Origin of the sequence: Pseudomonas sp. 22082, assembly GCF_052046055.1 — a bacterium.
Lineage (GTDB): Bacteria > Pseudomonadota > Gammaproteobacteria > Pseudomonadales > Pseudomonadaceae > Aquipseudomonas > Aquipseudomonas pharyngis.
In genome coordinates, this window is the sequence record NZ_JBQEQB010000013.1 from 170,353 (window position 1) to 183,964 (window position 13,612).

The 13,612-nt window shown below is 64.1% G+C and carries 2 protein-coding genes; both read left to right on the forward strand.

Features of this window, described 5'->3' with window-relative positions:
* Positions 1 to 219: 219 nt before the first annotated feature.
* Complete coding sequence (locus ACTJK9_RS17115) at positions 220 to 6,630, forward strand: amino acid adenylation domain-containing protein (protein WP_440815013.1); 6,411 nt, start codon at positions 220 to 222, stop codon at positions 6,628 to 6,630.
* A 185-nt stretch (positions 6,631 to 6,815) separates the two neighbouring features.
* A partial coding sequence (locus tag ACTJK9_RS17120; RefSeq protein WP_440815015.1) for an amino acid adenylation domain-containing protein occupies positions 6,816 to 13,612 on the forward strand: 6,797 nt, incomplete at its 3' end.

Here is a 13,612-nt window from a genome sequence, read left to right on the forward strand (position 1 = left end):
GCCGCGCCATTGCGGGGCGCTAGCGGGTAGTCGAGTGTGGCGATTGTCCTACAGGATTTTCAGTCATTTCTTTCCGAACTTTTAGGGGATTAGCTGACTTCTCAGGCCCTGTTGGTTCGCACAACTGTACAAAGTGGGGAGTGTTGTCCGGGTTTTACGTGTCACGCGGGTTTCGGGGCCGATGCTTGAATACGCGCCAAATCACGTGAGATGGATCTTATGAACCAATTTGCTGCCGACGCGGCGGACGGTCTGTCCGCGATTTCCGAGGCCTTCCCGCTGACCGCTGCGCAGCGCGACATCTGGCTCGATCAATTGCGTCAGGGAAATTCGCCGATGTACAACATCGGTGGCTATGTCGAACTGACCGGGCCGCTGGATCCGGTGCTGATGCAGGCGGCGCTTGAAGGTCTCGTGGCCCGGCATGACGCGATGCGCACCAGCCTGCTGCCGGGGGCCGGCGAGGATGGGCTGCCGTTGCAGCGTTTTGCCCGGTCCATGCCGGTGCCGATGCCGGTACACGATTTACGCAGCCAACCCGATCCATACGCCGCAGCGCGCCAACTGACGCAGGAAAACATCGAGCAACTGTTTACGCTGGATGGCGGGCCGTTGTTCCGGTTTCGTCTGCTCTGGCTCGATGACAACTGCCATTGGCTGTCACTCCAGGCCCACCACCTGATCGTCGATGGCTGGGGTTTCGGCGAGATGCTCAAATCCCTCGACGAGATCTACAACGCGCTGGCGCTCGGGCAATTGCCGCCCGATTCGGCGCCGTCCTATGTCGATTTCATCCGTGACGATGCGCGGTATTTTCAGTCCGACCGCTACGCCCGCGACCGGGCGTATTGGCTGGACAAATACCAGCATCGTCCCGAGCCTCTGTTGCTGCCGCGCTATCAGGAACGCTTTGCCGGCGCTGCGGCACCGACGCGGATTTTCTCGCAGGTGTTTCCGGCTCGCTTGCACGAACGCATGAAACAGGTGGCCCGGGAGTACGGCGCATCGGCGTTTCATGTGCTGCTGGCAGCGATCCATGTGTATTTCAGCCGCAGCGCCCAGCGTGACGAATGGGTGGTGGGCGTGCCGCTGCTCAACCGCTCCGGCGCCCGGTTCAAATCGACCCTGGGGCTGTTCACCCAGGTCAGCGCGGTGCGCATGGGGTTTGGCCGCGAGTTGTCATTCAAGACGCTGGTCAAGGCGATTCACGACGAGTTGAAAAAAGACTTTCGCCACCAGCGTTTTCCCTTGAGCGAAATGAACCGTGCCCTCGGCTTGCTGCGCGAGGATCGCTCGCAGTTGTTCGAAGTGACCGTGTCCTACGAGCGCGACGCGCATGAATACCGCTACGGCGAGGCGCAGGGGCGGGTGGTCAAAGTGTCGAACCACGAAGAGGGCACGCCGTTGTCGGTGCACCTGCTGAGCAGCCGTGGTGACTACGAAGACAGTTTGTACATGGTGTACAACGAGGCCTACTTTGACGCCGATGAAATCGCGGCGCTGAGCGGGCGCTTGCTGTGGGTGCTGGAGCAGGGGCTTGAAGACCCGGCGCTGATGGTGGGTGATTTCAGCCTGAGCCTGCCGGCCGAATCGGCGCTCTTGCAGCAGTGGAACGACACACGCGCGCAATACCCTCAAAACCTGACCATCCACCAGCGCATCGAAGCGCAAGTGGCGACACGCCCGGATGCGGTAGCGGTCGAACTCCAGGGACAGCGGCTGACCTATGCCGAGCTGAACCGACAGGCCAACGCCCTGGCCCATCATTTGATCGGGCTCGGCGTACGACCCGACGCCCGCGTGGCGCTGGTCGCGCGCCGAGGGCTGGACACGCTGGTCGCGCTGCTGGCGATTCTCAAGTCCGGCGCCGGTTATGTGCCGGTCGATCCGGCTCATCCTGCGGAACGGCTGAGCTATTTATTGCGCGACAGTGCTCCGGCCGTGGTCCTGACCCAACGCGATCTGCACGAACGTTTGCCGTTGCTCGACGTGCCGGTGATTGAAATCGACACGCGCGCCTGGCCGATCAACGATCTCAACCCTGACGTTTCGGGGCTGACCACCGCACATCTGGCCTACGTGATCTACACCTCCGGCTCCACCGGCCAGCCCAAGGGCGTGATGGTCGAGCATCACACGCTATCGAACCTGGTCGACTGGCATTGCACGGCCTTCGACCTGAGCGCCGGTTGCCACACGTCAAGCCTCGCCGGCTTCGGCTTCGACGCCATGGCCTGGGAAGTCTGGCCGGCGCTGTGTGCCGGCGCGACCCTGCACTTGGCGCCGTCCCGTGATGGCGGCGAAGACATCGACGCGCTGCTCGACTGGTGGCGTGCGCAACCGCTGGACGTGAGTTTCCTGCCGACCCCGATTGCCGAGTACGCCTTCAGCCGCCACCTCGAACACCCGACCCTGCGCACACTGCTGATCGGCGGCGATCGCCTGCGCCAGTTCAATCGCCAGCAGACGTTCGCGGTGATCAACAACTATGGCCCGACCGAAGCGACAGTGGTCGCGACCTCGGGGCGAATCGAACCGGGCCGGACGCTGCACATCGGCAAACCCGTGAGCAATGCCACGGCCTATCTGCTGGATGACCGACAACGCCCGGTGCCGATTGGCGTGGCTGGTGAACTGTACGTCGGAGGCACCGGGGTGGCGCGGGGTTACTTCAACCGGCCGGAGCTGACTGCCGAACGTTTCCTCGACGATCCTTTCAGCCGCCAGCCCAACGCGCGGATGTACCGCACCGGCGACCTCGCACGCTGGCGCCCGGACGGCACCCTCGAGTACCTGGGCCGCAACGACGATCAGGTGAAAATCCGTGGCGTGCGCATCGAGCCCGGTGAAATCGAAGCCGCGTTGAGCAGCCACGAATCGGTGCGCGATGCGGTGGTGCAGGTGCGCGACGGGCAATTGCTGGCCTGGTTCACCGAACGCCAGCCACTGGATATCACGCAGCTGCATGCTCACCTCAAGACCCGTCTGCCCAGCGCGATGCTGCCATCGGCCTATGTGCGTTTGACGGCGCTGCCGCTGACGGCCAACGGCAAACTGGATCGCCAGGCGTTGCCGGCGCCGGGGCCGGAGGCGTTGATCCGCCGCGAATATGAAGCCCCGCAAGGCGACGTCGAAATTCTCCTGGCGCAGATCTGGGCCGAGGTGCTGCAAGTCGAGCGGGTGGGGCGTCACGATCACTTCTTTGAACTGGGCGGGCATTCGTTGCTGGCGGTCAACCTGATCGAGCGCATGCGCCAGCTCGGCATGAGCAGCGATGTGCGCGTGCTGTTCGGCCAGCCGACGCTGGCGGCACTGGCCGCATCGGTGGGCACTGGTCGCGAGGTCGAAGTGCCGGCCAACCGTATTCCGCCAGGTTGCACGCAGATCACCCCGGATCTGTTGCCGTTGGTAGAACTGGATCAGGCCACCCTCGACCGGATCATCGCCACGGTGCCGGGCGGGGCGGCCAACGTGCAGGACATTTATCCGCTGGCGCCGTTGCAGGAAGGCATCCTTTATCACCACATCACCGCTGCCCAGGGTGATCCGTATCTGCTGCAGTCGCAGCTGGCGTTCGACAGCGTCGAGCGGGTCGAGGCCTATGCGGCGGCGCTGCGTCAGGTCATGGCGCGCCACGATATTCTGCGCACTGCGGTGGTCTGGGAAGGTTTGACCACTCCGGTGCAGGTGGTCTGGCGCGAAGCCGAGTTGCCGGTGCAGGAAATCACCCTCGATCCGGCCGAGGGCGATGTCCTCGCGCAACTGCATGAGCGCTTCGATGCCCGGCGGTATTGCATCGACGTCAGTCAGGCGCCGCTGATCCGGCTGATGTATGCGCGCGACCCGGCCCAGGGGCGGATCGTGGCGATTCTGTTGTTTCATCACCTGGCGCTGGATCACATCGCGCTGGAAGTCCTGCGTCATGAAATGCGCGCCAACCTGCTGGGGCTGGATAAACCGCTGCCGCCAGCGGTGCCGTATCGCAATTACGTGGCCCAGACCCGATTCGGTGTCAGCGAGCAGGAACACGAAGCGTTCTTCCGCGAGATGCTCGCCGATATCGACGAGCCGACTTTGCCGTTCGGCTTGCAGGACGTGCAGGGCGACGGTCGCGGCATCGATGAAGCCGTACGCACGCTTGCGCCGGAACTGGATCGGCGCTTGCGTCTTCAGGCGCGGCAGGCCGGCGTCAGCGTGGCCAGCCTGATTCACCTGGCCTGGGCCCAGGTGCTGGCGGCGACCTCGGGGCAGGAACACGTGGTGTTCGGCAGCGTTTTCATGGGCCGGATGCAGGGCGGCGAGGGCGCGGACCGGGCGCTGGGAGTGTTCATCAATACCTTGCCATTGCGGGTGGACATGGACCGGGGCGCGCGCGATGCGGTGCTGCTCACCCACGCCCGATTGACCGACTTGCTCGGGCACGAACATGCGTCGCTGGCGCTGGCTCAGCGTTGCAGCGGGGTTGCGTCACCGGCGCCGCTGTTCAGTGCGTTGCTCAACTATCGGCACACCGACCTTGAGGCGCAGGAATCGGCGTCGGACCCAGCCTGGCAAGGCATTCAGACCCTGGAAAATGAAGAGCGCACCAACTACCCGCTGACCCTGAGCGTCGATGATTTGGGCAGCGCCTTGCAGATCACCACGCGGACCCTGATGAGTATCGGTGCTCAACGTATCGGCGACTACGTGCAGACCGCGTTGCAGGCACTGGTCGATGCCCTGGAGCAGACTCCGCAACAGCCGCTGAATCGCTTGTCGATCCTGCCGACGGCGGAGCTAGAACAACTGCTGGTCGAGTTCAATGCCAGCGAAGTCGATTGTCCGCTCGATCAGCCGCTTCAGGTGTTGTTCGAGCAACAAGTACAGCGCAGACCCGACGCCATCGCATTGCAGGCTGGCGAGCAACAACTGACCTATCGCCAGCTGAACGAACAGGCCAACCGTCTGGCGCATCATCTACGCGAGCACGGCGTGCAACCCGATTTGCGGGTGGCGATCTGTGTCGAACGCAGCCTGGATCTGGTGATCGGCTTGCTCGGTATTCTCAAAGCGGGCGGTGCGTATGTGCCACTGGACCCGGACTATCCGCTGGATCGCCTGCATTACATGTTGCAGGACAGCGCGCCGGTTGCGGTGCTGGTGCATGACGCCACCCGCAATCTGTTGGGCGATCCGGGTGTGCCGGTCATCGATTTCGACCGCTGCACCTGGCAGGGCGCATCGACTGAAAACCTGCAAATACCGGGTTTGAGCGCTTCAAACCTGGCCTACATGATCTACACCTCGGGCTCCACCGGCACGCCGAAAGGCGTGATGATCGAGCACCGAAGCGCCTGCAACATGGTGCACTGGGGCTCGCAGATCAGCCCGCCGACCGAGCATGGTGCGCTGCTGCAGAAGGCGCCGTTCAGCTTCGACAGTTCGGTGTGGGAGATTTTCTGGCCGCTGTGTTGCGGCCTGCGGCTGGTGCTGGCGCGTCCCGATGGCAATCGCGATTCGGCCTATGTGACCCAGGTGATTCGCGAACGGCAGATCACCGTGGTCAAGTTCGTGCCGGCGCTGCTGCAACAGTTCATCGAACAGGACGATGTCAGCCAGTGCACCAGCCTGACCGACGTGCTCAACGGTGGCGGTGAGCTGACCGCCGCACTGGCCCGGCGCGTCCGCGAGCGCCTGCCGTGGGTGCGTCTGCACAATGTCTATGGCCCGACCGAAACCACCGTCGACAGCACCGGCTGGACGCTGGAGCCGGGTCAACCGGTGCCGGAGGCCGTGGTGCCAATCGGCAAGGCTTTGAGTAACACTCGGCTCTACGTTTTGGACGCCCACGATCAACCGGTGCCATTCGGTGTCAGCGGCCACCTGCACATCGGCGGGGTCGGGGTCGCGCGGGGTTATCTGGGACTGCCGGACATGCAGGCCGAGCGCTTCATCGACAGCCCGTTCGTGGCCGGTGATCGCCTGTATCGCACTGGAGACCTGGTGCGCTACCGCGCGGACGGCAACCTCGAATTCCTCGGCCGCAACGACTTCCAGATCAAGCTGCGCGGCCTGCGTCTGGAACCGGGGGAAATCGAAGCACGGCTGATCGAGCATCCAGCGGTGCGTGAAGCGGTGGTGCTGGTGCGGGACGAGCGGCTGGTGGCGTATTTCACCGTGCGCGAAGGCTTTGCTGCACCAGCTATCGAAACCTTGCGTGCCCATGTGCTCGAGCGTTTGCCGGAGTACATGGCGCCGGGCGCCTACGTAAAACTCGACGCATTACCCCTGACCCCGAACGACAAGGTCGACCGCAAAGCCTTGCCGGCACCTGGGGCTGAGGCGGTGCTCAGTCGCCGCTACGAGGCGCCCGAGGGCGAAGTCGAAATCCGGCTGGCGCAGATCTGGGCCGAAGTGCTGCAACTGGAGCAGGTCGGGCGCAACGATCACTTCTTTGAGCTGGGTGGGCATTCGTTGCTGGCGGTCAGTCTGGTGGCGCGCATGCGTCAGGCCGGGCTACACGTCGATGCGCGAACGCTGTTCAGCCAGCCGACTCTGGCCGCGCTGGCGGCGCAAACCTCGGACCAGGCAAAACAGGTGGAAGTCCCACCAACCACCATACCGACGCTCAACCGCAAACGCCGGCTCTGAGCCGACACCGGCGTCGATTCGCGGTTCCCGCGGATCGACGCCATGACTGGCCGGTCACGGGTCTTGTCCCCGCTTCCCATGTCAGACACCCAGGCCCCGATGTTTTAGCTTTTCCAGGCTGCGCGCCGCCGTACGGACTCGCCGCTGCGCGCTCCTTTTTTCCGAATTTACAGCAGGTTACCCCCATGCAATTTCGCGAGCTGATGGCTGTTATTTCCACCCATGCGATCCGCCTTCAACAGGACGATGAAGACCTGGTCATTCTGGGCGATGACGACGCACTGGACGATGCGTTGTGGGACAGCCTCGCCAAACACAAGGCGCAGTTGCTGGAACTGGTGGCGAGCCACGGCGGCGACTGGTCGAGCCCGGCGTTGCGCATCACCCCGGACATGCTGCCGCTGGTGCAACTGGATCAGCCGGCTATCGACCGCATCGTCGCCACCGTGCCGGGCGGCGTGGCGAATGTGCAGGACATCTATCCGCTGGCGCCGCTGCAGGAGGGGCTGCTTTATCACCATCTCTCCGCGCCGGAGGGGGATCCCTATGTGTCGCAGGCGCGGTTCACGTTCGACAGTCGCGAACGGCTGGAGGCATTCACCGAAGCGTTGCGTCGGGTGATCGAGCGCCACGACATTTTGCGCACCTCCATCCTCTGGGAGCATCTGGACGAACCTGTGCAGGTGGTCTGGCGTGAAGCCCCGCTGGTCTGTGAGGAAGTCGATCTGAATGACCGTGAGGATGTACTCGCGCAATTGCTGGCACGCCACGACCCACAATATTTCCGCCTCGACCTGCAACAGGCCCCGTTGCTGCGGCTGGTGTTCGCCGAGGATCCGGTCAACGACCGGGTGGTCGCATTGTTGCTGTTCCATCACATGATCATGGATCACGTCGCGCTCGATGTGGTGCGCCGGGAAATTCAGGCCTACCTGTCCGGCCGCGATGCCGAAGTCGCGAGGGCGGTGCCGTTTCGCGACCACCTGGCGAGGGCACGCCTGGGGTCGGATGAGCAAGCGCATCAAGCCTTTTTCCGCGAGATGCTCGGCGACATCGACGAGCCGACGCTGCCCGGCGGCTTGCACGATGTACAAGGTGACGGGCAGGGCATCGAGGAAGTCTCGTGCATGCTCGACAGCGATCTGAGCCAGCGCCTGCGTACCCACGCGCGACAATCGGGGGTGAGCGTGGCGAGCCTGATGCACCTGGCCATGGCGCGGGTGCTGGGTCAGCTGTGCGGGCGCTCGGCGGTGGTGTTCGGCACCGTTCTGTTGGGACGGATGAACGCGGCCGACGGTGTCGAACAGGCCTTGGGGATGTTCATCAATACCTTGCCTTTGCGGGTGGATGTCGGCGCGTCGAGCGTTCATGACGGCGTGCTGGCGACGCACCGACGCCTGACCGCGCTGCTCGCCCATGAGCAGGCGTCCCTGGCGCTGGCCCAGCGTTGCAGCGCCGTGGCGGTCCCGACGCCGCTGTTCAGCGCCATGCTCAACTATCGCCACAGCAGCGTGGAGGAAGTCGCCGAAGTGATCGAGCTGTCGCCGGGGGTGCGCGTGTTGGGTGCCCGCGAGCGCACCAATTACCCGCTGACCGTCAACATCGATGACCTCGGTCAGGACCTGCGCATCACGGTGCTGGCCGATGTGACGCTTGGCGCCTCACGCATCGCCGGTTACCTGCGCACGGCACTGGACAGTCTCGTCGATGCGTTGCAGAACAACCCGCAAGCCGCATTGCACAGCCTCAACATCCTGCCGCCCGCCGAGCGTGAACATTGGCTGTATGGCGTCAACTCACCGAGGGCGACGTTTCCCGATACGCCTTTGATCCATCAGCAGTTCGAAGCGCATGCGCACACTCGGCCCGAGGCGGTCGCGTTGCTGTTCGAGGGGCGTACTTACAGCTATGGAGCACTCAACCGACAGGCCAACCAGGTGGCCCATCGTTTGCTCGCCCTTGGCATCCGTCCGGATGACCGGGTAGCGATCTGCGTCGAGCGCGGCCCGCAAATGATCGCCGGCCTGCTCGGCGTGCTCAAGGCGGGTGCCGGATATGTGCCGATCGATCCGGCTTATCCGCTGGAGCGCATCACCTTCACCCTGCAAGACAGTGCGCCGGTGGCGGTGCTGATGCAGGCCGCGACTCTGGATCGGATTGCCGGGCTATCCGTGCAGCAGATCGATCTCGACGACCACGGATTGCACACCGAACCGGCGTTCAACCCGCAGATCCCGGACTTGAATCCGGCGCATCTGGCCTACGTGATCTACACCTCTGGCTCCACCGGGCTGCCCAAAGGCGTGATGGTCGAGCACCGCAACGTGGCACGCCTGTTTGGCGCGACCCACGATTGGTTCCGGTTCAATGCGCAAGACGTCTGGGCGTTGTTCCACTCGTTTGCCTTTGATTTCTCGGTCTGGGAAATCTGGGGCGCGCTGGCTTACGGCGGTCAGTTGCTGGTGGTGCCGCAACACATCAGTCGCTCGCCGGACGAGTGTTACGCGTTGCTCTGCCGCTCGGGCGTCACCGTCCTCAACCAGACGCCAAGCGCGTTCCGGCAGTTGGTCGCCGCCCAGGGCCGCAGCCCGTTGCAGCATTCGCTGCGCGAGGTGATTTTTGGCGGTGAGGCGCTGGAGCCAGGATCGCTCAAGCCCTGGTATGCGCGGGTCGGCAACGCCGGCACCCGGCTGGTGAATATGTACGGCATCACCGAAACCACGGTGCATGTGACCTACCGACCGCTGGTGGTGGCAGACGCGCAACTGACCGCCAGCAGCCCGATCGGCGTGCGCATTCCCGACCTGCAGCTGTACGTCCTCGATGCCCGGCGGGAACCCGTACCGGCCGGAGTGACCGGGGAGTTGTATGCGGGCGGCGCCGGGGTTGCCCGTGGGTATCTGAATCGTGAGGCGTTGACCGCCGAGCGCTTCATCGCCGACCCGTTCAGCGGGCATGCCGAAGCGCGTTTGTACAAGACCGGCGATCTGGCACGCTGGACGGTGGAGGGCGAACTCGAATACCTGGGACGCAACGATGATCAGGTGAAAATCCGTGGTTTCCGTATCGAACTTGGCGAGATCCAGGCACGTCTTGCCTCCTGCGAAGGTGTGCGCGATGCGCTGGTGATCGCCCGCGAGGACAGCCCCGGCGACACGCGTCTGGTGGCCTACTGGCTGGCCGCCGAAGGTGTCGAACCGAGCGTTGCGCAATTGCGCGATCACCTGCTGGCATCGCTGGCCGAGCATATGGTGCCGGGCGCGTTCGTGCGCCTCGATGCCTTCCCGCTGACGGCCAACGGCAAACTCGATCGCCGGGCGTTGCCGCAGCCGGACAACGAAGCCTTCGCCCGGCGGGCATTTGAAGCACCGCTTGGCGAAATCGAAACCCGCATCGCTGCGATCTGGCAAACCTTGCTCGGGCTGGAGCAGGTGGGCAGGCATGACAATTTCTTCGAGCTGGGCGGGCATTCGCTGCTGGCGGTGAAGCTGATCGAGCGCATGCGTCAGCAGGACATGCAGTGCGACGTCCGCGTGCTGTTCGGCCAGCCGAGCGTGGCGGCACTCGCGGCGACGCTCGGTGGGGTCTCCACGGTCAGCGCCCCGGCCAATCGCATCGAACCCGGTTGCACCCGCATCACCCCGGACATGCTGCCGCTGGCCACGCTGGATCAAGCGGCCATCGACCGTATCGTCGAGACCGTCGAGGGCGGTATCGACAACGTACAGGACATCTACGCCCTGGCACCGTTACAGGCGGGGATCCTCTATCACCATCTGGCCATTGCCGACGGTGACCCGTACGTGTTGCAAGCGCAGTTCGCCTTCGACGGACTGGCGCAGATCAAGGCGTTCGTTCGCGCGTTGAACAGTGTCATCGCCCGGCACGACATCCTGCGTACCAGCGTGGTCAGGGAAAACCTCGACGAGCCAGTGCAAGTGGTGTGGCGTTCGGCGCCGCTGGCACTGGAGCGGGTGGATGCCGATCCGCAGGACGGTGATGTGTTAGAGCAAATGCAGGCGCGTTTCGATCCGCGACACTATCGCCTGGACTTGCAACGTGCGCCGTTGATGCGCTTTGCCTACACCGAGGACCCGTTGCAAAACCGCTGGGTCGGGATCCTGCTGTTGCACCATATCGTGCTCGATCACACCGCGCTTGAGGTGTTGGTGGCCGAGATGAGCGACGCACTTGACGGGCAAGTCGGCGTGCTGCCGCCGCCCGTGCAATACCGCAACTATGTTGCTCAGGCCCGTCTCGGTTCGAATGCCGAGGCCCATGAAGCATTCTTTCGCGAGATGCTCGGCGACATCGCTGAACCGACCCTGGCGTTCGGCCTGCGGGACGTACTTGGCGATGGCACAAACATCGTGGACAGCGAACTGGCACTGGATGAGCATCTTGCCGGGCGCCTGCGCAAACAGGCCCGTACGCTGGGCATCAGCGTTGCGAGTCTGGTGCATCAGGCCTGGGGCCAGGTACTTGCCCAGGTCTGCGGGCGCGAGGAAGTGGTATTCGGCACGGTGTTGCTGGGGCGCATGCAGGGGGGAGAGGGCGCCGATCGTTCGTTGGGCATGTTCATCAACACCCTGCCGCTGCGGGTCCATGTCGGGGCAACGACGGTGGAGGCGGGTGTCAGGGCGACCCACGAGCGTCTGGCGCAACTGCTGGTGCATGAGCAAGCGCCGCTGATGCTCGCTCAACGTTGCAGTGGCGTGACGGGTTCGCAACCGCTGTTCAATACCTTGCTCAACTATCGCCACAGCGCGCAACAGACGGCGACGCCGGGCTGGGAAGGCATCCGGATTCTCGATTCTCGTGAGCGCAGCAACTATCCGCTGGTGGTCAGCGTCGACGACCTTGGACAGGGCTTCCGGCTTTCTGTCCAGGCAGTGCCCGAAGTGGATGGCGCGCGGGTCTGCGATTACCTGCAAACGGCATTGCACAATTTGCTGAGCGCGCTGGAACAGGATCGCCATGCGCCATTGAATCAGGTGTCGATTCTGTCGGCGGCCGAACGCCAGCGCGTGCTGGTCGGTTTCAATGTCACCGGTCGCGACTTTGCCCACGGCCATGTTGTGCACCGATTGTTTGAAGCGCGAGCGGCGACCCAACCCGACGCTGTGGCAGTGGTGCAGGGCGGGCAAAGCCTGAGCTACGACGGCTTGAATCGCCGCGCCAACCGCCTGGCCCATCACCTGATCGGCCTCGGTGTGCAACCGGACGACCGCGTCGCGCTCTGTGTGCAGCGGGGTCCGCAGATGCTGATCGGGCTGCTGGCGATCCTCAAGGCTGGCGCCGGTTATGTCCCGGTCGATCCGGCACATCCGGCAGAACGGATCACTTATCTGTTGCAGGACAGCGATCCGGTGGCGGTGCTGGCACAGACGGCCACTCGCGACCTGCTGGGTGCCGTGCCGGTGATCAATCTTGACAGCGACGCCTGGCAGCACCTGCCCGACAGCAATCCACAGTTGCCGGACCTGACCCCCGAGCATTTGGCCTACGTGATCTACACCTCGGGCTCCACCGGCCAGCCAAAAGGCGTGATGGTCGAACACGCGACCCTGGAAAACCTTGTGCACTGGCACGCCGAAGCCTTCGACCTGCACGCCGGCAGCCACACCGCCAGCGTGGCCGGGCTCGGTTTCGATGCGATGGCGTGGGAAGTCTGGCCGGCGTTGTGCGTCGGCGCGACCCTGCACCTGCCGCCGGAATCGGTGAGCAACGAGCACCTGGACGAACTGCTCGACTGGTGGCGGGCGCAGCCGTTGCAGGTCAGCTTCCTGCCGACGCCGGTGGCCGAATATGCCTTCAGCCGCGGGCTGCAACACCCGACCTTGCGTACCTTGCTGATCGGCGGCGACAAGCTGCGGCAGTTCAACCGCGAACAGACTTTCGCGGTCATCAACAACTACGGCCCGACCGAGGCTACGGTGGTCGCGACGTCCGGCCCGGTCGAAGTTGGGCAACCGCTGCACATCGGCCGGCCGATTGCCAACGCCAAGGTCTATCTGCTGGATGAGCAGCAACGGCCCGTGCCGGTGGGCGTCACGGGCGAGTTGTATGTCGCAGGTGCGGGCGTGGCGCGGGGTTACCTCAACCGTCCCGATCTGACCGCCGAGCGCTTCCTGAATGATCCGTTCAACGAAGGACGCATGTACCGCACCGGCGACCTCGCACGCTGGTTGGCAGACGGCAACATCGAGTACCTGGGCCGCAACGACGATCAGGTCAAACTGCGCGGCGTACGGGTTGAACTGGGGGAAATCGAAGCGGCGCTGGCCAGCCATCCGGCGGTGCAGGACGCGGTGGCGCTGGTGCGCGACGGCCAGTTGCTGGTGTGGTTCACCGAGCGAGCCCCGACCGATATCGAAGCCCTGCGCAATCATCTGCAAACCCGTTTGCCGCAAGCCCTGATCCCGGCGGCTTACGTGCGCCTCGACGCCTTGCCCCTGACCGCCAACGGCAAACTCGACCGCAAGGCCTTGCCGGAGCCGGATCAGAACGCCTGGCTCAGCCGCGAATACGAAGCCCCGCAAGGCCCGGTGGAAACTGCGCTGGCGCAGATCTGGGCTGACGTTTTGAAACTGGAGCAGGTCGGACGCCACGACAACTTCTTCGAACTGGGTGGCCACTCGTTGCTGGCCGTAAGTCTGATCGAACGCCTGCGCCAGATCGGCCTCAACACCGACGTGCGCGTGCTGTTCAGCCAGCCAACTTTGGCTGCATTGGCCGTGGTGGTGGGCAGCGGTCGCGAAATCGAAGTGCCGGACAATCGCATTCCTGCCGACTGCGCCCACATCACCCCGGAGCTGCTGAGCCTGACCGAACTGGATCAGGCCAGCATCGATCGGATCGTGGCCAGCGTGCCGGGTGGCGCCGCCAACGTGCAGGACATTTATCCGCTGGCGCCGTTGCAGGAAGGCATCCTTTATCACCATTTGAGCGCGGAGCAGGGCGACCCGTACCTGCTGCAATC

What these genes read in the sequence shown, in the direction of transcription:
- ACTJK9_RS17115 (WP_440815013.1), top strand. Translation starts at nt 220, where the DNA reads ATGAACCAATTTGCTGCCGACGCGGCGGACGGTCTGTCCGCGATTTCC.